At 67.0% G+C, this 20282-nt stretch carries 19 protein-coding genes and 1 tRNA gene; 14 read left to right on the top strand and 6 right to left on the bottom strand.

Translation table 11 applies throughout. The features are described from left to right. Window positions 1-13: 13 nt before the first annotated feature. The 5 genes from rplT (at window position 14) to CAL15_RS14425 (ending at window position 4911) form a co-directional block, all read left to right on the top strand. On the top strand, window positions 14-373 hold the full coding sequence (rplT, locus tag CAL15_RS14445; protein ID WP_086079238.1) for a 50S ribosomal protein L20: 360 nt from the start codon (window positions 14-16) through the stop codon (window positions 371-373). Between the two features lie 74 nt (window positions 374-447). After that, entirely contained in the window at window positions 448-1470 is a 1023-nt protein-coding gene (gene pheS / locus CAL15_RS14440) for a phenylalanine--tRNA ligase subunit alpha (RefSeq protein ID WP_086079237.1), read from the top strand. 183 nt (window positions 1471-1653) lie between these two features. Then, entirely contained in the window at window positions 1654-4095 is a 2442-nt protein-coding gene (pheT, locus tag CAL15_RS14435; protein WP_086079236.1) for a phenylalanine--tRNA ligase subunit beta, read from the top strand. A gap of 2 nt (window positions 4096-4097) precedes the next feature. Further along, a complete protein-coding gene (locus CAL15_RS14430; protein ID WP_086079235.1) occupies window positions 4098-4445 on the top strand; it encodes an integration host factor subunit alpha in 348 nt (115 codons plus the stop codon). Between the two features lie 67 nt (window positions 4446-4512). Next, window positions 4513-4911, top strand: a complete 399-nt coding sequence (locus CAL15_RS14425) for a MerR family transcriptional regulator (RefSeq protein ID WP_086079234.1) — start codon at window positions 4513-4515, stop codon at window positions 4909-4911. A gap of 34 nt (window positions 4912-4945) precedes the next feature. On the opposite strand, the gene CAL15_RS14420 is transcribed toward CAL15_RS14425, so the two are convergent. Further along, the gene (locus CAL15_RS14420; RefSeq protein ID WP_157666667.1) at window positions 4946-6163 is read right to left on the bottom strand and encodes a hypothetical protein; all 1218 of its coding nucleotides are present in this window, start codon (window positions 6161-6163) and stop codon (window positions 4946-4948) included. A gap of 186 nt (window positions 6164-6349) precedes the next feature. Here CAL15_RS14420 and CAL15_RS14415 point away from each other — a divergent pair. From CAL15_RS14415 to CAL15_RS14390, 7 genes are all read left to right on the top strand, one after another. Beyond that, a tRNA-Pro gene (locus CAL15_RS14415) sits at window positions 6350-6426 on the top strand. 494 nt (window positions 6427-6920) lie between these two features. Beyond that, entirely contained in the window at window positions 6921-7091 is a 171-nt protein-coding gene (locus CAL15_RS24420; protein ID WP_157666666.1) for a hypothetical protein, read from the top strand. 88 nt (window positions 7092-7179) lie between these two features. Next, window positions 7180-7416: a hypothetical protein gene (locus CAL15_RS14410; RefSeq protein WP_086079232.1), complete on the top strand. Its 237-nt coding sequence runs from the start codon at window positions 7180-7182 to the stop codon at window positions 7414-7416. Window positions 7417-7613: 197 nt separating this feature from the next. Beyond that, entirely contained in the window at window positions 7614-7826 is a 213-nt protein-coding gene (locus tag CAL15_RS14405) for a hypothetical protein (RefSeq protein WP_086079231.1), read from the top strand. Window positions 7827-7964: 138 nt separating this feature from the next. After that, window positions 7965-9101 carry an AGE family epimerase/isomerase gene (locus CAL15_RS14400; protein WP_086079230.1) on the top strand — a complete coding sequence of 379 codons (1137 nt, stop codon included), beginning with the start codon at window positions 7965-7967 and terminating at the stop codon, window positions 9099-9101. A 98-nt stretch (window positions 9102-9199) separates the two neighbouring features. Then, window positions 9200-9415, top strand: coding sequence for a hypothetical protein (locus tag CAL15_RS14395; protein ID WP_086079229.1), 216 nt, complete (start codon window positions 9200-9202; stop codon window positions 9413-9415). 132 nt (window positions 9416-9547) lie between these two features. Beyond that, entirely contained in the window at window positions 9548-9793 is a 246-nt protein-coding gene (locus CAL15_RS14390; RefSeq protein ID WP_086079228.1) for a hypothetical protein, read from the top strand. 24 nt (window positions 9794-9817) lie between these two features. On the opposite strand, the gene CAL15_RS14385 is transcribed toward CAL15_RS14390, so the two are convergent. Continuing rightward, entirely contained in the window at window positions 9818-11623 is a 1806-nt protein-coding gene (locus tag CAL15_RS14385; protein ID WP_198299057.1) for an ABCB family ABC transporter ATP-binding protein/permease, read from the bottom strand. A gap of 216 nt (window positions 11624-11839) precedes the next feature. On the opposite strand from CAL15_RS14385, the gene CAL15_RS14380 reads away from it, so the two are divergent. Next, a complete protein-coding gene (locus tag CAL15_RS14380) occupies window positions 11840-12664 on the top strand; it encodes an aldo/keto reductase (RefSeq protein ID WP_086079227.1) in 825 nt (274 codons plus the stop codon). Window positions 12665-12808: 144 nt separating this feature from the next. On the opposite strand, the gene CAL15_RS14375 is transcribed toward CAL15_RS14380, so the two are convergent. The 4 genes from CAL15_RS14375 to CAL15_RS14360 all read right to left on the bottom strand — a co-directional run bounded on the left by CAL15_RS14375 (window position 12809) and on the right by CAL15_RS14360 (window position 19677). Further along, window positions 12809-13000 (bottom strand): hypothetical protein, encoded by a 192-nt coding sequence (locus CAL15_RS14375; RefSeq protein WP_157666665.1) that lies wholly within the window; start codon window positions 12998-13000, stop codon window positions 12809-12811. Next, window positions 12997-14169: a PepSY-associated TM helix domain-containing protein gene (locus CAL15_RS14370; protein WP_086079226.1), complete on the bottom strand. Its 1173-nt coding sequence runs from the start codon at window positions 14167-14169 to the stop codon at window positions 12997-12999. Before CAL15_RS14370 ends, CAL15_RS14375 begins: the two co-directional genes overlap by 4 nt. Window positions 14170-14368: 199 nt before the next feature. After that, the gene (locus CAL15_RS14365) at window positions 14369-17020 is read right to left on the bottom strand and encodes a penicillin-binding protein 1A (protein WP_086079225.1); all 2652 of its coding nucleotides are present in this window, start codon (window positions 17018-17020) and stop codon (window positions 14369-14371) included. A 743-nt stretch (window positions 17021-17763) separates the two neighbouring features. Next, window positions 17764-19677, bottom strand: coding sequence for an alpha/beta hydrolase family protein (locus tag CAL15_RS14360; RefSeq protein ID WP_086079224.1), 1914 nt, complete (start codon window positions 19675-19677; stop codon window positions 17764-17766). A 148-nt stretch (window positions 19678-19825) separates the two neighbouring features. On the opposite strand from CAL15_RS14360, the gene CAL15_RS14355 reads away from it, so the two are divergent. Then, on the top strand, window positions 19826-20278 hold the full coding sequence (locus CAL15_RS14355) for a BPTD_2524 family lipoprotein (protein WP_086079223.1): 453 nt from the start codon (window positions 19826-19828) through the stop codon (window positions 20276-20278). The last annotated feature ends 4 nt before the right edge of the window (window positions 20279-20282 follow it).

The raw sequence follows: 20282 nt of genomic DNA, 5'->3' as shown, positions 1-20282 counted from the left end.
TAGGAGATCCCACATGCCTCGCGTCAAACGCGGCGTAACTGCCCGCGCCCGTCACAAGAAAGTCCTCAACGCCGCCAAGGGTTACCGCGGCCGCCGCGGCAATGTCTTCCGCATCGCCAAGCAGGCGGTCATGCGTGCCGGCCAGTACGCCTACCGCGACCGCCGCAACAAGAAGCGCACCTTCCGCGCCCTGTGGATCACCCGTATCAACGCCGCCGTGCGTGAACAGGGCATGAGCTACAGCGTGTTCATCGCCGGCCTGAAGAAGGCTGCGATCGAACTCGACCGCAAGGTTCTGGCCGACCTGGCCGTGCGTGACAAGGCTGGCTTCGCCGCCATCGTCCAGCAAGCCAAGGCCGCTCTGGCCGCCTGATCGCGTTCTATCGCGCATCGCGCTTGCAAACGGGGCTGTCATGGCCCCGTTTGCGTTTTGAAGGCTGACACGCCATGACTCAACAGCTCGACGACCTGGTTTCCCAGGCGCAAGAACGCTTCGCCTCGGCCAGGGACGCCGCGGCGCTCGAGAACGAAAAGGCTCGATTCCTCGGCAAGGACGGCGCGCTGACCGTGCTGCTCAAGGGGCTTGCCAAGCTCGACCCCGAGCAGAAGCGCGTCATGGGCGCGCAGATCAACCAGGCCAAGCAGAAGGTCGAGGCGCTGCTGGGCGAGGCGCGCGCCGCGCTGGCGCAGGCAGAGCTCGACGCCCGACTGGCCGCCGAGACCATCGACGTCACGCTGCCGGGCCGCGGCAAGGCCGCCGGGGGCATCCATCCCGTCATCCGCAGCTGGGAACGCGTCGAAGAGATCTTCCGCTCCATCGGCTTCGACGTGGCCGACGGCCCCGAGGTCGAGAACGACTGGACCAATTTCACGGCCCTCAACAACCCGCTGGACCACCCGGCGCGGTCGATGCAGGACACCTTCTACGTCGACATGAACGACAGCCAGGGCCTGCCCCTGCTGCTGCGCACGCACACCAGCCCGATGCAGGTGCGCTACGCGCGCATGCACAAGCCCCCCATCAAGGTGATCGCGCCTGGCCGTACGTATCGCGTCGACAGCGACGCCACGCATTCGCCGATGTTCCACCAGGTCGAGGGCCTGTGGATCGACGAGAACATCTCGTTCGCCGACCTGAAGGGCGTGTACACCGATTTCCTGCGTTGCTTCTTCGAAAGCGACGACCTGGTGGTGCGCTTTCGTCCGTCGTTTTTCCCCTTCACCGAGCCCTCGGCCGAGATCGACATGATGTTCACGTCGGGTCCGAATCGCGGGCGCTGGCTCGAGATCTCCGGCTCCGGCCAGGTGCATCCGCAGGTGGTGCGCAACTTCGGCCTGGATCCCGAGCGCTACATCGGCTTCGCCTTCGGATCCGGCCTCGAGCGCCTCACCATGCTGCGCTACGGCGTCAACGACCTGCGCCAGTTCTACGAAGGCGACCTGCGCTTCCTGCGCCAGTTCAACGAATGAATAGGGCCCACCCCCTACGCGCTTCGCGCGCCCCCTCCAGGGGGCGACACCGACGGACCGGCGGAGCCGGATCCGTGGTGTCCTCGATGCCCGAGGTTCTTCTGATCCATGAAGTCCTCGATGCCCGAGGTTCTTGACTTCAATTCGTTTTGGATGGCGCCTTGAGCGCTATGGCAGACTGACATGCAAATCCCCGAATCCTGGCTGCGTTCGCTGGTCAATCCGCCGATCGCGTCCGAAGAGCTGGCTCACCGGCTCACGATGGCCGGCCTCGAAGTCGAAGACACCGCCACGGCCGCGCCGCCTTTCAGCGGCGTGGTGGTGGCCCGCATCGCCGAGATCGCGCCGCATCCCGATGCCGACAAGCTGCGCGTGTGCCAGGTCGACGATGGCTCAGGCCAGCTGCTGCAGATCGTCTGTGGCGCACCCAATGCGGCGGCCGGCCTGACGGTGCCGTTGGCCCGCGTCGGCGCCGAACTGCCCGGCGGCATGAAGATCGGGGTGGCCAAGATGCGCGGTGTGCAGTCCTCGGGCATGCTGTGCTCGGCCCGCGAGCTCGGCCTGTCGCAGGACCATGCCGGCCTGCTCGAGCTGCCCGGCACGCTCGCGCCCGGCCAGGACATCCGTCAGGCCCTCGACCTGGACGACACCGTCTTCACGCTGAAGCTCACGCCCAACCGCGCCGACTGCCTGTCCATCCTGGGCGTGGCGCGCGAGGTGGCGGCGCTGGCGGGACTGCCCGTGTCGCTGCCCGGCTTCGAGCCGGTGCCGGTCACCATCGACGATCGCCTGCCGGTCACGGTGCAGGCGCCCGAGCTGTGCGGCCGCTTTGCCGGCCGCGTGATCCGCGGCGTGAACGCGCGCGCCGCCACGCCCGCCTGGATGAAGTCGCGCCTCGAGCGCGCGGGCCAGCGCTCGATCTCGGCGCTGGTCGACATCTCGAACTACGTCATGCTTGAACTCGGCCGGCCGTCGCACGTGTTCGACCTGGACAAGATCCAGGGCGACATCGACGTGCGCTGGGCGCGCGAGGGCGAGACGCTGGAACTGCTCAACGGACAGACCATCACGCTGGACGGCCGGGTCGGCGTGGTGGCCGCGGGCGACCAGGTCGAGAGCCTGGCCGGCATCATGGGCGGCGAGGCTACCTCGGTCACCCTCGACACCCGCAACATCTATCTCGAAGCCGCGTTCTGGTGGCCCGGCGCCATCGCCGGCCGCGCGCGCCGTTACAAGTTCAGCTCCGACGCCAGCCACCGGTTCGAACGCGGCGTCGACTACGCCAGCATTCCCGAGCACATCGAACGCATCACCCGCCTGATCGTCGACATCTGCGGCGGACAGGCCGGCCCATTGGACGACCAGGTCGTCAACCTGCCGACCCGCGAGCCCGTGCGCATGCGCCTGGCGCGCTGCCACCGCGTGCTGGGCGTGGCCGTGCCCGCCGAAGAGGTGGCGCGCATCTTCACCAGCCTGGGCCTGCCATACACCCGCGAAGGCGACGACTTCGTGGTGCAGCCGCCTTCGTACCGCTTCGACCTGGTCATCGAAGAAGACCTGATTGAAGAAGTGGCGCGCATCCATGGCTTCGAGAACATCCCCAGCGTGCCGCCCGTGGCGCGCGCCAAGATGCATTCGCGGCCCGAGGCGCGCCATGGCCTGCACGGCCTGCGCCGCCAGGTCGCCGCGCGCGACTACCAGGAAGTGGTCAACTACAGCTTCGTCGAGGCGGACTGGGAGCGCGATTACGCCGGCAACGAGACGCCGGTGCGCCTGGTCAATCCCATCGCCAGCCACCTGTCGGTGATGCGATCCAGCCTGATCGCCGGCCTGGTCTCCATCATCCGCCACAATGCCAACCGCAAGCAGTCGCGCGTGCGCCTGTTCGAACTGGGCCGCGTCTTCATGCGCGATGCGCAGGCGCAGGATGGCGAACTGGCCGTGGCGGGCCTGACGCAGCCCCTGAAGCTGGCCGGCGCCGCCTGGGGCCCGGCCGTCGCCGAACAATGGGCCGAGCCTGTGCGCCAGGTCGATTTCTACGACGTGAAGATGGACGTCGAGGCCTTGTTCGGCGCCCGCGCGGCCGACCTGCGCTTCGTGGCCGACCGCCATCCGGCCTTGCATCCCGGCCGCGGGGCCCGCATCGAACTGGACGGCCGGGTCATCGGCTGGCTGGGCGAGCTGCACCCGCGCTGGGTGCAGCAGTCCGAGCTGGCCCACGCACCGGTGGTATTCGAACTCGACATCGAGGCGCTGCAGGCCGGCCGCCTGCCGCAGGTGCGCGAACTGTCGCGCCAGCCCGTGGTGGTGCGCGACCTGGCCCTGTGGGTGTCGGCCGACGTGCCCGCGCAGGACCTGCTGGACACGGTTGCCGAGATGCGCCGCACCGGTAAGCTGCCGCTGGTGCAGGACGTGCGCCTGTTCGATGTGTGGCGCGAGAAGCCGCGGCAGGGCCACACCGACTCCGCGGGCGAGGGCGCCGCCGAACGTTCGGACAAGAGCCTTGCCTTCAGATTCTGGCTACAGGACACTGAAGTCACGCTGGACGAGGCGAGGGTGTCGCAGTGCATGGACAGCATCGTCTCGAGGCTCGAAACCTTGCACGCCGCCCGCCTGCGCGATTGACCATGGGGACCGCTATGATTGCCGAACCGCGCACGTTGACCAAGGCCGAACTGGCGGAGCTGCTCTTCGAGCGGGTCGGCCTGAACAAGCGCGAAGCCAAGGACATCGTCGACACTTTTTTCGAGGAAATCCGCGAGGCGCTGGCGCGCGGCGACGCGGTGAAGCTTTCGGGCTTCGGCAATTTCCAGGTAAGGGACAAGCCGCCGCGTCCCGGCCGCAACCCGAAAACCGGCGAGACCATTCCCATCGCGGCGCGCCGGGTGGTCACGTTCCACGCCAGCCAGAAACTGAAAAGCGTGGTCGAGCAGGCCCCGCCTGGGGCGGAGCCGGAAACGGATGCCGAACCCTAGTCGCAGTGATACGCTTTGTCGGCAATTGTCATCGGTCTCCACGGAATCAGCGGCATAAAATCTCTCTATGACACGTTCCGAATCCACCGCCGTCGTTGTTCTTCCTCCCATTCCTGCCAAGCGCTATTTCACCATCGGTGAGGTCAGCGACCTCTGCGGCGTGAAGCCGCACGTGTTGCGCTACTGGGAGCAGGAGTTCACGCAGCTCAAGCCGGTGAAGCGGCGCGGCAATCGCCGCTATTACCAGCACCACGAAGTCCTGCTCATCCGCAAGATCCGCTCGCTGCTTTACGAGCAGGGGTTCACCATCAGCGGCGCGCGCAATCGCCTGGGCGATGCGCGCGACACCGTGGCCAACGATCCCGAAGCCGCGGTACGCCTGTCGCCCGCCGAAGTGCAGGCGCTGCGCGCCGAACTGGGCGGGATCTCGGCGATGCTGGGCGAGGCGCTGGCGCCGCGGTCCTGACGGGCGCCGATAAGGGCCGTCGAAGGCCCGGTCGCTATCTGTCGTTTACCGTCTGGTGAATCACGGTGCCTGCGCCGATGAGAGAGCCCGGGCCGGTGCCCATGCCCCGGTTGCTCGTGCCGGCGCCCGGGCCGCCGCGAGGCCTGATTTCCGGAGTGGCCGCCCCCGTCTGGCTGCCGGACATGGTCGAGCTTGGCGCCTGCTCGACGGACGTATTGGCGACCAGCGCGGCCCGTACGGCGTTCAGCCGAGCCAGCTGATTCGCGTCCGGGCTCTGCAGTGTGTTCAGCGCCTTGTATTCGTCCAGTAGCGCCGCGAGTGACTTCGTGCGGAAATCCAGGCGGGCGCCCAAGTCTTCCTTGCAGTGCTGTGCGGCGATCGAGTTCGTCTGGCTCGAGTCCCGGTACAGGCTCAGGCATACGCTGACTGTCTCGTCCGACTGCATGGCGGCCAGCATGATCTGATGCACGGCCGTCACGGCCGCGGCCACGAGCGCATCCCGATCCGGATTGCCCGCATCGAATACCTCCACGGTGGCCTTGCCTCCGGTTGCCGCGCCCTGCATGTTTTTCAGCGCCGCGCCCAGGTCTTCCCGATTTTTCTTTTCATCCGTAATCTCCTGCGCGACCTCCGCCTTGCGCTTGTCCGAGAGGTTTGCCCCCTTGCTCTCTTCATCGAGCTGCGCCAGCCTGGCATCGATGGCGGCGAGTTCTTTCCGTACCTTCGGAATCGACAGCGCCGCGCTTGCCTGGCTGTCGGTCGAAATGGCCATCGGCGGCGTGCGCACGATACCGGTCAACTGCTCTATGCCCATCAGCGCCACCATGTACTTCTGATATCGGCGCATGTCCGTATCGAACTGATCGGCGGTCAGGGCCTTGTTCATGTACGCCTCGCACAGCCGGTACATCCCGTCGCGCAGCAGCTGTATCGTGTGTGTGCGATTGCCGATATAGGCCGCGGCCTCCTGCGACGCGGCCGCCAATCCCGCCGCCACGCCGCTGGGCGTGTCGACGTTCGCCGCCAGCTCGGCCGCGTATGCCGACATCGCGTCTGGACTGACTTCCGCGCATACCACCGGGTAAGGAACCGCGCCGGCCGCTTCGGTGCGCGATGCGACCAGCACCGCTCGCTGCTTGACGTCCACCATCACGCTCTGGCGGTCGTCGACGCTGAAGGTGCGGTAGACGCTGTTGAAGTTTCCGCAGCCTGCCGCGGCGAGCAGCAGAGGCAGGGCGATGGTGGCTTTCACGGCGCTTTTCATTGTTCTTTCTCGGTTGTGCGGATGGGTACGAGGAGCCGGAAAGCCCGGAGCTGTTGCGGCGCTCGGCAGTGTATGTAGGGCTTATCGCTTCCGCATCAGCCAATCGGATGAGAAGTGTCGAAGCGCGAAGAGTCCTCACACTCGGGGACAAAACCTGATATACTTTCGTTCTTTCGGGGCGTAGCGCAGCCTGGTAGCGCACTTGCATGGGGTGCAAGGGGTCGCGAGTTCGAATCCCGCCGTCCCGACCAGCAGTTCCAAGGCCGCTAGTGATGCAGATCACTAGCGGCCTTTCTCATTGGCCTTTCTCTTTGTGGGCCTTTTTTCTCTTTGGCCTTTTCTCTCTGCGGCGCGTCCGTCTCTCCGGTTTTTTTACCGCTGCGGTTCTCATCGCGCCTTGTAAGCGAGCTTCGCGCAAGATTTTGCCCGCTGTATCCGCCGTGTATCAGGCGCTCGCGCGCGGCATGCCGGCCGCCATTGCGCCGAAAGCCGCTTGCAGCAACGCTTTGCCGCCGACGGCGAGCGCTTCCGCGGCCCGTGCCGTCCGCATCCCGACGGCGCCTTTTCCCTGGGAAAAGACCCGGCAGCCCCGGATCCGTCAAAAAAATGGTTCTTGTAACCGAGTCTGGGAAAGCCATTCCCCCGCGGGCCGTTCCGGAATTAGGATGCATCCGTGCCCCGGCGTGATGCGACAACGATCCACGCCGTGGCGTCCCAGCACCACATGACGAGAAAGGAGACGACCATGGATCCGCTGTTCACGACGTTCCTTCAGTTCCTGGGTTTCTGGATGGCATTGATGGTGGCGGTCGCCATACTGGGGCCGCGCCTCGCGCAGCTCATCCGCCAGCGGATGCTGCGTCCCGCGCCCATCGCGGTCCGCGTGACCCGTCCGGACGACCGCACGCTGTCCTGAGCCTGCCCGGGCCAGCTTGCCGCCGGCGGCGAGTCCGGCGCGTCGTGCTATCGTCGGGGTTCTGCATCATCGCGCTTCACACGACACCATGACCGCCGCCCGCATCCAGCAAGGAGAACTGGCCTACTGGCTCGGCATCCTGGCCGCGGCACGCGAGCCGCGCTCCGGCGCCGCCGCCGAATCCGCACACGACATGCCGTCTCACATCGCCGAGGCCCTGCAGATCCTGCGCTGCATCGAAGCGACCGACGATGGCTTTCGCCTCACCGACAAAGGGCGGCTGGCACTGCGCATGGCCGACCCGGCCGCCATTCACCTGCACTAAGCCAGGCAGCAGTAGGGGGCAGCTCCGCCCCGCAACAGCGTAATCCACTGAAACCGGCATGCCGCAGGCTGAATTGCCGGAACTGAACTCAGGCCCATGGCCCGGGTCCAATTTTGACAACGACGGGTCGTACGCTGCCCGCCGACGTCGCGTGGAACGAATCACGCGCCTATGTAGCAACCGACTGGGAGGGCGCCATGCAGCATCATGACCAGGAAGTTCTGATCGACGTCTCCACCGCCGCCATGGATACCGGCGGGTACGGCGTACTGTTGACGGTCACGGCCGAAGGCGGCACGGAAGTCGATGCCGCGTTCTCTTATCTGGGCGCCTGCGCGTCCCTGGACGAGGCGCGCGATCGCGCCGAAGCGTTCGCGATGGACTGGCTGCAGGAGAATGTCTATCGGTGATGCCGCGCCAGGCGCACCGCGGCCCGCGCCGCGGCTGCCTGCGGCGTTTCGGGTTATCGTTGCGCGAGCGCGCGCCTGCGCCGCCGCTCCAGGCGGCCGGCCGGCGTGCGTGGCCGTCCCTCGCGAACAAACGATTTCATGCCTCACCCCCTGGCCGACACCGTGCGCGCGCTGCGCCGACATTACGATGACGTGATCCTGCCGCTATGGCGCGGCGCGGGCTTCAATGCCGCGCTGGGCCTGCCGCACGAGGCGTTGTCCCAGGATGGCGTGCCGCTGCCCGACCAGCGCTATCGCGCGATGGCCTGCGCCAGGCAGATATACGTGCATGCGCGGGCGGCGGGCGACGCCGGTCCCGCGCACGCCGGCGCGCTGTTCGATGCCATGCTGCGCCATTTCCATGACCCCGCGGACGATACGTGGCACTTCAGCGTCGACCCGCAGGGCCTGGCGCTGGACCGCACCCAAGACTTGTACACCTACGCTTTCGTCACCCTGGCATGCGCGGTGTACTTCGAGCGCACCCGCGAACCGCGCGCCCGACAGGCTTTGCTGGCCACGGCGCGCCTGATCGAGAAGCGCTTCCGCCGTGCCGACGGCGGCTATGACGCGGCCTTGCGGCCCGACGGCGGGCCGTTGCGCGGACCCGAGCAGAATCCGATCATGCACCTTACCGAGGCCTACCAGGCGGCGGCGCGCGTGGCTGAGCCCGCGTGGTTTGCCGGCCTGCTGCGCGACATCGCCGAAGACGTGGCCGCGCGCTATCTCGACCCCGCTACCCAGTGCATCGCGGAGTTGCCGCTGGCGTCGGTTGCGCTCCGCGCACCCGATACCGGCTCCGGCGGCAACCGGCTGGAGCCCGGGCACCAGTTCGAATGGCAGTCGCTGCTGTTGTCCGCTTTGCAGGTGTACGACGGGCTGGCGCTCTTCCTGGCCGTGCCCCGAGGCTGCGCCTGGGCGCGAACCGCCGGTGTGGACCCGCTGACCGACGGCGTGTGCGCCGCGCTGGACGGCGACGGGCGAGTGCGCGATCCCGCCCAGCGCATCTGGGCCCAGACGGAATATGCGCGCTATCTGGCGCTGACGGGCGACCATGCCGGCCTGGAGCGACAGCTGCAACACTTTCGCGACCGCTTCCTGCACGAGGGCGGCTGGCGGGAGGTGCTGCAATCGGACGGCGCCCTGGCGCGCCCCGACATGCCCTCCACGACGCCCTATCATCTTGCGACGTGTTACGAAGCGCTGGAAAACGTGGCGACCAAAACGTCCGTTTGAACAACATGCGTGGGAAATTTGACGCAACAAGTGACTTCAGGCGTTCGAATTTGACGAAACCCCTTACAATTCGTTGGTTACGCAATTGGGGGTGAGTCGTGAGTGTGATGTGTCCATCGTGCCGAGCCATTTCACCGGGCCTGTCCGGTGTCTCGCCACATCCCGAACTCGGCTACCAAGGTTTCACCAATCCCACGCAACAAGGTCGCGAGCAGAACCGGGTCGAGCATTTCCGGTGCGTACGCTGCGAGGCCAAGTGGTTGCGCGAGACGGATCGCTGGGGCTTCGACCTGGGCTTTCGCCTGGCCCCCTGATCGTCGCGGGCGTCCTCTGCCTGGCATGTCGCGGCACCACCCGCCCGGCAGCAGGCTTCTTAAGCGCGTGGTATTGCCTGTCGTTACCGGTCAGTAGTGTGCCGCGCATGGCGGCGAGAATGGGATGCCAGCATGTCTTCGAAAGTACTTGATGGTTTCAACCTCGTTGCCTACGCGACGCACCCTGAAGGCGGCGTGCCGCCGCGTGCCTTCATAGAATCCAGGCCGGCCCAGGGCGAGGGCGAGCCGCAGGTGTTCGAGATCTTTATTTCCCGCCGTTTCCGCAGCACTGTCGAAGCCATGTCGGCCGCGCGCAACGCGCTGGCCGCGGTACGCTCGGTTGACTCCCAGGGCGTGCCTGACCACCTGCCCGGATAGCGCCCAGGCCTTTTCAGCGCGCCGTCAGGCGCCCTGCGCTTCGGCGCGGGCCAGTTCCTGCTGCCGCGCCCACAATCCCGCATACACGCCGCCCTGTGCCAGCAGCGCATGGTGGCGGCCGCGCTCGACGATACGGCCATCGCCCAGCACCAGAATCTCGTCGGCGTCCGCCACGGTGGACAGGCGATGGGCGATGATCAGCGTGGTGCGGCCGCGGCTGACCTCGCGCAGGTTGGCCTGGATCTCGCGTTCGGTGTGCGTGTCCAGTGCGCTGGTCGCCTCGTCGAACAGGAAGATCGCCGGATCTTTCAGTATGGTGCGGGCGATCGCCACGCGCTGCTTCTCGCCGCCCGACAGCTTCAGGCCGCGTTCGCCGACCACGGTGTCGTAGCCGTCCGGCATGGAAAGGACATGCGCATGGATGTGCGCCAACCGGGCCGCATCCTGGATCTCGGCGTCGCCGGCGCCGGGGCGGCCATAGCCGATGTTGTAGCGGATCGAGTCGTTGAACAGCACCGTGTCCTGCGGCACGACGCCGATCGCGGCGCGCAGGCTTGCCTGGGTCACCTGGCGGATGTCCTGCCCATCGATCAGAATGGCGCCCGCGTCCGCGTCGTAGAAGCGGAACAGCAGGCGCGCGAGCGTGGATTTGCCCGCGCCCGACGGGCCCACGACCGCCACGGTGCGTCCCGCAGGCACGCTGAAGCTGACCCCCTTCAGGATGGGACGGCGCGGATCGTAGCCGAAGTGCACGTCGCGGAATTCGACGGTCGCCCCGTCCACGCGCAATGGCAGGGCGCCGGGCGCGTCGGCCACCTCGCGCTGCTGGCCCAGCAGTTCGAACATGCGTTCCATGTCGACCAGGGACTGCTTGATCTCGCGGTAGATGAAGCCAAAGAAGTTCAGGGGCTGGTACAGCTGCAGCAGATAGGTGTTGACCAGCACGAAGTCGCCCAGCGTGTAGCGGCCGTCCACGATGCCCTTGGCGGCCATGGCCATCACCAGCGTCAGGCCGGCCGAGATGATGACCGCCTGGCCTACGTTCAGCAGCGACAGCGTGACCTGGCTGCGCACCGCGGCGCGCTCATAGCGCTGCAGCGAGGCGTCGTAGCGGGCGGCCTCGTGCGCCTCGTTGCCGAAGTACTTCACCGTCTCGTAGTTCAGCAGGCTCTCGATGGCCTTCGTGTTGGCCTCGGAGTCGGTGTCGTTCATCTGCCGCCGGAATTTGGTGCGCCATTCGGTGATGGCCAGCGTGTACGCCAGGTACAGCGCCACCGTGCCGGCGGTGGCCAGCGCCAGCCAGACGTCGAACATGCGCCACAGGATCACGCATACCAGGGCGATCTGGAAGAAGGTGGGCAGCACGCTGAACAGCAGGTACGACAGCAGCGACTGGATGCCCTTGGTGCCGCGCTCGATGGCGCGCGTCAGGCCGCCGGTCTGGCGGGCCAGGTGAAAGCGCAGCGCCAGCGCGTGCAGGTGCTGGAATACCTGTAGCGCGACCGACCGGATGGCATGCTGGCCGACGCGCGCGAAGACGGCGTCGCGCAGTTCGGAGAACAGCAGGGACAGCACGCGCGCGGCGCCGTACGCCAGGATGATGCCCAGCGGCACCGTGGCGAGTGCCGGCGCCGGCACGTCCAGGTGGTCGACGGCATGCTTGTACAGAATGGGGACATAGACCTGGGCCACTTGGGCCGCCAGCAGGCTCAGCACGGCCGCCACGACGCGCCAGCGCAAATCGCCGCGGCCGGCGGGCCACAGGTACGGCAGGAGTGGCCGCAGGGCCGAAAGGCGTCCGCGCCCGGAGGGAGATTCGGGGTGGTTCATGGGGGAGTTTTCAGGGATGTCGCAGGGGGCTCGCGGCCGCTTCGGCACGCATTATGCTTTACGAGGCTATCATTCAGCTGATGTCCCGTCGCCGTAGCAGGCCAGGACGGGCCATTTCTCCAGTCTCACGTGCTGCATTCGCGGACCGTCGGCAGGGCGCTTTCCTGCCGCGCAGGCACGGTCTCGTACGCGGCAACAAGTTTTCAGGGAGGTTGTATGGCGCAAGTCCCCTCATTCAAGTTGAACGACGGCAATACGATGCCGCAGCTGGGTTTCGGCGTATGGCAGGTTCCCAATGATCAGGCCAGCGCCGCGGTGCAAGAGGCGCTGGCGGCCGGCTACCGGTCCATCGACACGGCAGCCATCTACGGCAACGAGCCGGGCGTGGGCGAGGGGCTGCGGGCCGCGCGTCTGGCTCGCAAAGACCTGTTCATCACCACCAAGCTGTGGAACGACAAGCACGGCTACGACGAAGCCCAGCGCGCGATGGACGAAAGCCTGCAGAAGCTGGGCCTGGCTTACGTGGACCTGTACCTGATCCACTGGCCGGTGGCGGGCAGCGACCGCTACGTCGACGCGTGGCGCGCCATGGTGGCCATGAAGGAAGACGGGCGCGTGCGCTCGATCGGCGTATCCAATTTCACCAAGCCGGCCTTGCAGCGCCTCATCGACGAGACCGGCGTGGTGCCCGCGGTGAACCAGGTCGAACTGCATCCCGGCTTCGCGCAGCGCGAACTGCGCGCCTTTCATGCCGAGCACGGCATTGCCACCGAGGCGTGGAGCCCGCTGGGGCAGGGCGGCTCGCTGCACGACGAGACCATCGCCGGCATCGCGCGCAAGCATGGCAAGACGGCCGCTCAGGTCATCCTGCGCTGGCACCTGCAGAGCGGCCTGATCGCCATTCCGAAGTCGGTCACGCCCGAGCGCATCCGGGCCAACATCGACCTGTTCGGCTTCGAGCTGACGGCCGAGGACGTGGCGGCGATCGACGCCATTCCGGACAGCGGGCGCCTGGGTCCCGACCCGGAAACCTTCAAGTAAGACGCGTATCGCGTCCGGTGGCGCCGGTATCGATGCCGGCGCCACCGGACGGGCGGAACTCAGCGCAGTGCGTGGTTCGGCCCCGCCGTTTTACAAGCCAGGCGCGCGGCCATGACGCCGCGCGCCTGATAGCAGCCTGCGCGCCTACTCGCGCCTGAGCGGACGCATCCAATAGCGCGCGATCACCACGAGCAGCCACGCCAGGGACAGCCAGGAAGCCCAGTGCCAGATGCCGGTGCCCAGCAAGGCGGCCAGCAGGCCGAAGACGCTGAGCGCGCCCAGGGCCAGCGGCATGCCCCATACAAACATGAAGCGGGAGCGCTGCGGGGCCGTCATGCGGGGCTCCGCTGCGGTTGGGCGGCCTGGTGGCGGCGCACCAGTTCGGCCACGCGGGCGTCGGTGGCCTTGCGGCGCGCCACCCACAGGTACAGGCCGCTGCCCAGCACCACGATGGTGATGAGGTCCAGCAGAGCCCACAGAATCTTCAGCGGCATGCCGGCGTAATCGCCGAAATGCAGCGGCCGCGAGAGTTCGAGCGCGGTCAGGTACCACGGCATCTGGCTGACCTTGGCCAGTTCACCGGACACCGCGTCGACCAGCACCGGCGTGTTCAGTTTGGAAGTAAGGGGCGTATCGCCGCGCAGCCACACCAGGTAGTGGTGCGGGCTGCCGTAGGCGTTGCCGGGATAGACCAGGCTGGTGAGCTCGCGGCCGGGCACGGCCTTCAGCGCGGTGTCCACGGCCGCCTGCGGGGCGGCCAGTTCGGTGGGCACGGGACGGCCCTGGTAGGGCGCCAGCAGCGGCGGCAGCTCGGTCGATTGCCACATCCGGAACATGGGCGTGGACAGCTCGTTGATGACGCCGGTGACGCCCACCACGAAGCCCCACACCAGGGTGACGATGCCCAGCAGGTTGTGCAGGTCCAGCCATTTGACGCGCGTGGAACGATCGGCGCGCACGGTGCCGAATTCCAGCTTCTTCATGAAAGGGCCATATAGCACCACGCCGGATACGATGGCCACGACGAAGAGCAGTCCCATGAAACCCAGGAACAGTTCGCCCGCCAGGCCGGCGTACATGTCGGTGTGCAGCGCCAGCATGATGCCCATGAAGCTGAACCGGTCGTCCGAATACAGCGGGCCGTCGTCCAGCACTTCGGTGGTGCGGGCGTCCAGGCGCACGGCGTGGCCGGAGTTGACGCCGTCGCCCAGCTTGGGCGTCATCCCCACCCACACCTGCGGCTCGTGGTCGTCCATGTACACGTAATCGATGTACTCGGTGGGATAGAGGGACTTCGCCTTGGCCACGTAGGCGTCCATCGACGCATTCGGCGTGCCGGCCGGCAGTTCGGCCACGGGCTTGGCATCGCTGAGCATGTCCTCGATCTCGTGGTGGAACACCAGAGGCAGGCCGGTGATACAGATCACCAGGAGGAACAGGGTGGAGATCAGGCTGGTCCATTTGTGGACCAGATACCAGGTCTTGATCTTGGCGGCGGTGCTCATCGGGATGCGGCTCGGCTGGGCAAAATGCGCGAAAAATAGCAAGAATAATAGTTATTCTCAGCGATTGGCGCAAATTCCCTTACGCAGACCTGAGAGGCGGAGCCGGAATGTACCGGGGAAGCCGCGGTGTGTGGCCCGGACAACGGGCAGCCCGGGCGCAGTGGACGGCGATGCCGCCCGCTGCGATGGCTTGCGACGGCTACAGCGGTCGCGCGCTGCTCGAACCCACAGGCGCTACCGGGCGGGCGCGTATGGCGCCGTCCGACAATTCGGGCGGCGCGGCGGCCGGCAGCGCGGGCGCGGTCTGGCCCGGGTTCCGGCCGGCGGGCAGCGCAGGCGCCATGGCGCCGGGCGCCTGGCCCCGGCCGACCGGCTGCCCCGCCAGCGGCGCGGCGTACGAGCCCAGATCGGCGCTGGGCACGGGGATGGGCGGAATGGGCGCCTGGCCGCCGGGCGAAGGAGGGGCCTGCCCGGGCTGGATGACGCGATTCGGCGAGTCGTCGCTGGGACGATAGTTGTTCAGGAAGTCCTGCAGCTGGTCGCCCGTGGACAGGTCGAGCGCGGCGACAGCCTGGCCGGGCGGAAATTCGTCGAAATAGTATTCGCCGTCGGCCACGATGAGCCCCTTCGGTCGCGGCGCCTGCGGCGTCTGCGGCACGCCCTTCAGCGCCGGTTGCATGTAGTCGAGCCAGGTGGACAGGGCGAGGCCGCTGCCGAATTCGTTGGTGCCCAGGGAGCGCGGCTGGTCGAAGCCCATCCACACGGTGGTGGTCAGGCCGGGCGTGTAGCCCGAGAACCACACGTCCGCCGCGCCGTTGGTGGTGCCGGTCTTGCCGCCGACGTCGTTGCGGTTGAGCGTGCGGTGCGCGCGCGCGGCGGTGCCCTGCGTGGCGACCCCGCGCAGGATGTCGTCCATGACCCAGGCGGTGCGTGGATCGACCACGCGCACGGCTTCGTCGCCCGCCTTCACGGGCTGCGCCTGCATCAGCACCTTGCCCGAGCGATCGGTGACGTGGTCGATGAGATAGGGCGTGAGGTGATAGCCGCCGTTGGCGAACACGGAGTAGGCGGTGGCCACCTGCAGCGGCGTGGCGCTGCCGGCGCCCAGCGCCATGGGCAGCACCGCTGGCCAGCGGTCCTTGTCGAAACCGAAGCGGGTCAGATAGTCCTGTCCGTACTGCGGCGTGATGGCCTGCAGGATGCGGATGGAGATCATGTTCTTCGACTTGTACAGGCCCTGCCGCAGCGTCAGCATGGGCTCGTAGCGGTCGCCGTCGTTCTTGGGGCTCCAGTCGCGAGAGCCGGTCTGCGCGGCGCTGAGGAAGAAGGGCTGGTCGGAGACTTGCGTGGCCGGCGTCATGCCGCGCTCGAGCGCGGCGGCGTAGATGAACGGCTTGATGGTGGAGCCGGGCTGGCGCCAGGCCTGCACCGCGCGGTTGAACGAGCCGCGCCCGAAATCGAAGCCGCCCACCATCGCGCGGATGGCTCCGTCCTGAGGCGACAGGGAGATCAGCGCGGCCTGCAGCGCCGGCATGTTGATGATTTCCCAGTTGTCGCCGTTCTTGCGCACGTAGACTACCGAGCCGCGCCGGATGCGCAGCTCGGGCTTGGCGCGCTGGCCCAGCGCGCGCGCCACCACGGCCAGCGACTTCTTGTCGTCGATGGTGATGATCTGGCTGGCGCTGCGCGCCACCTTCACCTCGGTGGGGCTGGCCGACAGCACCACGCCGGACAGCAGGTCGTCGCTGTCGGGAGAGCCTTCCTGCACGGCGTCCAGCACTTCCTCGAATGCGGCGCTGTCGTTCTCGATGCCCTCGGGCAGGTCGATCTGGTCTTCAGGACCGGGGTACGGCGCGCGCCGCGTGTAGTCGAGCACGCCGGACCGCACGGCCTGATACGCGGCCTGCTGATCCTTCGAATCGATGGTCGTGTACACGTCGATGCCCTGCGTGTAGGCATCTTCCTTGAACACGCCGTACATCAGCTGGCGCACGAGCTCGGCGGGATAATCGCCGCGCACGGCATAGCCGCGGCCCGGGCCGCCTTCGGAGCCGCGGATGACCAGGGGCTGCGCCAGCGCGGCCTGCACCTGCTCGGCCGTCAGGGTGCCGAGCGACTGCATGCGGCCCAGCACGTAATGCTGGCGGGTGCGGGCGCGTTCCAGGTTGGTGATGGGGTTGGCGCGCGACGGGGCCTTGGGTATGCCCGCCAGCAGCGCGGCCTCTGCCGGCGTGACTTCGGACAGCGGCTTGCCGAAGTACGTGCGCGACGCCGCCGCGAAGCCATACGCGCGATGCCCCAGGTAGATCTGGTTCATGTACAGCTCGAGGATCTGGTCCTTGGTGAGCTGCGATTCGATCTTGAAGGTAAGCAGCAGTTCGTAGAATTTGCGCGAATAGGTCTTGTCGGACGACAGATAGAAATTGCGCGCCACCTGCATCGTGATCGTGCTGGCGCCCTGCGACTTGCGCATGTTCACGATGTTGGTCAGGCCCGCGCGCAGCACGCCCGCCCAGTCGATGCCGCCATGCTGGTAGAAGCGGTCGTCTTCCGCCGCCAGCACCGCGTCCTTCATCACCTGCGGGATTTCATCGGAGCGCAGCACGTTGCGGTGCTCTTCGCCGAACTCGCCGATAAGCACGCGGTCGGCCGTGTAGACGCGCAGCGGCACGCGCGGCCGATAATCGGTCATTGCGTGCAGTTCGGGCAGATTGGGCCAGGTCAGGCCGATGGCCAGGCCGACCAGCACCAGGCCGCACAAGCCAAGGCCGGCAAGCACCACGCCGGCCCGTACGAGCAGGCCACGCACGCGTTCACGCCGCGTGACGGAGGGGGATTCGGAATTCTTCATCGGAGCCGATTTTAGGGGGTGGACCCCAGGACCCGGAAATAGACATGGTGACGGCAATAAGGTTTCCGTAACCAAATCTGGCGATTTGGGGGCGCCTTTGTCTCTTCTTGCGGTCGGCGTCCGTCCGTGGGGGGCAGGTTCCGGTCATGGGGAGGGTTCCGTTCATGGCTGCGTTTTGGGTTCTTGAGGCGCCGCGGCCGTACCTGCGAAGTCTCGTCCTCGCGCTAAAGCGCTGCGGGCGCGACTTCTCCGGCACGGCCGCGGCTCACAGTACCGCTATACGGGGCATGGATGGGCTCGTCCAGGTGTCGTGAGCGGCTGGGCGGATCGCGTAATTGGCAGGGCGGTCGTGGTGGCGATGGCAATCGCGGTTGCAACTGGAGGGCAGGGGCGTGCAACTTGGGGGGGCTGCGGCAACTGGCAGTGGCGATGGCAATCGCGGTTGCAATGCTGGTGATGGCGGCCGTTGCAATGGCAGTGGATGCGCGGCCGTGGCATCGCGTTATCGTGAGCCTGGAACATGGCGGAGGACTCGCGCCCGCAGCGCTTTAGCGCGAGGACGAGAGTCCGCAGTCATGGGCCAGGCGTCTCAAGAACGCCGACTGTCCAGGAGAGGCGAATGTCGATCAGCAATGATCAGCGACCAACGACCAACGGCCAACGACCGACGACCGATATCGACGAACGAGGCATCGACGATCGATCGTTTCGCCGGCGACGATGCGGTCGGTGGTCAGTATCGTCTACGGCTTCAGGTGCTCGATGAAGAACTTCTCCATCGCTGCGTAGAACTCGAACTTGTTCTCGTCGTTGTGGAATCCGTGGCCTTCGTTTTCTTTCACCATGTATTCGACCTCGACGCCGCGCTTGCGCAGGGCTTCGACCACCTGGTCGCTTTCGGCCTTGTTCACGCGCGGGTCTTTTGCGCCCTGGGCGATGAAGAGCGGCGTCTTGATGCGGTCGACGTGCAGGGCGGGAGAAGTTGCGGCCAGGCGTTCCTTGTCGCGTTCGGGGTCGCCCACCATGTCGTGCATCTTGGCCAGAAGCGGCTTCCAGTAGGGCGGGATCGTGTTCATGAAAGTGAACAGATTCGAGACGCCCACGTAGTCGACCGCCGCCGCGTACAGGTCGGGAGTGAAGGCCACGCCGGCCAGCGTGGCGTAGCCGCCGTAGCTGCCGCCGTAGATGCCCACGCGCGCGGGATCGGCGATGCCCTGGCCGATGAGCCACTGCACCCCGTCGGTGATGTCGTCCTGCATCTTCAGGCCCCACTGGCCGAAGCCCGCTTCCCAGAACTTGCGCCCGTAGCCGGTGGAACCGCGGAAGTTCATCTGCAGCACGCAGAAGCCGCGGTTGGCCAGGAATTGCGCTTCGGCGTTATAGCCCCAGCCGTCGCGCGCCCACGGGCCGCCGTGCGGATTGACGATGCAGGCCAGGTTGCGCGGATCGCGGCCCACAGGCAGCGTCAGGTAGCCATGGATGGTGAGGCCGTCGCGGCTGGTGTAGCTGATGGGCTTGACCGGCGCCATGTCCTTTTCCGGAATGGCGGGATTGATGTCGGCCAGCTTGTGCAGCGTGTCGGTCTTCATGCTGTACAGGTAGCGCGAGCCCGGCGTGCGGTCGTTGTAGGCCGCCACGATGAAGGTGTCCTCGTCGCGGTTCCATCCTTGCAGCGCGAAGTCGTAGCCGGGCAGCAGCTGGCCCAGGCGCGTGTACAGCAGCTCGGTCTGCTTGTCGAAGAAGTGGTAGCGCGGCTTGTCGGTGTGATAGGCCGCCACCGTCAGCACCTTGCGCTTGCGCGAGTAGCCCGCCGCGTCCAGGTCCACGGTCTGCGGTTCGTAGATCAGTTCTTCCTGCTCGGGCCTGGCGGGGTCGAGAACCACTAGTGCCAAGCGATCGCGGCCGCGGTTGCTCAGCGCGTACATCCTGCGGTCGTCGAAGGTGAACAGGGCCGGACTGACGCTGGTGCGGTAGTCGGTGGTAAGCAGCGGGCGGAACTCGTCCTTCTCGTCGTCGCGGTACAGCAGCGTGGTGTTCAGGCCGTCACTGGTGACGGCGGCGCGCACGCGGCCGGCGTGGTCGGTCTGCCATCCCACCACGTTGCCGGGGTTCTGCGCCACCAGGTCGGACTGGCCGGTGCGCACGTTGACGCGGTAGACGTCGAACACTTCGGGGTCGCGGTGGTTGTGGCTGATGAGCACGTGGTCGGGATCGTCGGGCAGGTCGTCCTCGATGTGGGCCCGCGCGCCGTCGAAGGGCGTCAGGTCGGCGATGGCGCCGGTGCGCGCGTTGACCGCCAGTACGTGGAAGTTCTCGTCGCCGCCGAAGTCCTTCTGGTAGAGCACGATGTCCGAGCCCTTCCAGAAGAAGTTGCTGATGTCGCGCTCGGTTTCGGCGGTGAGGCGGCGCGGCTCGCCCACGGGCTTGCCGTCGCGCAGGTCCTGCACGTGGATGTTCATGCGGGCCGGATGGCCTTCGATGCCCACGGGCTGCATGAAGCCCAGCGTGGCGCCGTCATCGGCCAGCCGGAAGAAGCCGCGCTCGGGGTTGCGGAAGAAGTCCTGCAGCGGATAGATGCGCGGCGGCGGGGCGGCGGCGCCGGCGCTGGCGGCGGTGAGGCTGGCAGCCAGCAGCGTGCGGAGCGTGAATTTCAGCAAAAGAGTCTCCGGAGGAGTCGCGGAAAGCCGAGGCGCGGCGCGATGCGCGCGCGGCCGGGGAGTCGCTGTCGATCATGCCACACGGCTTGCCGCGGTGTCGAACCGCGCGGATTGCGGGATAATCGGCGCCATTACCGATGGAGGAATCATGGCTGGAAATTGGATGGCGGCGGGCATGGCCGCGCTGGCGCTGGCGGGCTGCTCGGTGGGCACCGCGCCCGGCGGCGGCGACCTGTCCGGCAGCTTCGACGCGGCCGTCGGCCTGCAGCGGGCCTACCAGGCCAGCCGCCAGCAGGCCGAGCGCTGCCTGGTGGGCGACGGCGGCTACGAAGTCGTGAGCAACCTCGACCAGTCGGCCAGCCGCGGGCATCTGTATGTGCGCCCCAAGCTGGTCGAGGGCGAGGTGGCGCGCGTCGAACTGTCGGCCATCGATGCCAACCGCACCCGCGTGCAGGTCAGCATGTGGGGCAAGAGCATATGGAACGAAGGCGCCATGCGCGCGATGCATGATGCCGTCGTGTTCGGCGTGCCCTCGTGCACCACCTACATGCCTACGGACAAGGACAGCAACAAGAATTCCTGGTTCATGCAGGGCAAGTAAGAGG

Origin of the sequence: Bordetella genomosp. 13, from assembly GCF_002119665.1 — a bacterium.
Classification (GTDB): Bacteria; Pseudomonadota; Gammaproteobacteria; order Burkholderiales; family Burkholderiaceae_B; genus Bordetella.
This window is presented reverse-complemented; position numbering and strand designations above follow the sequence as displayed.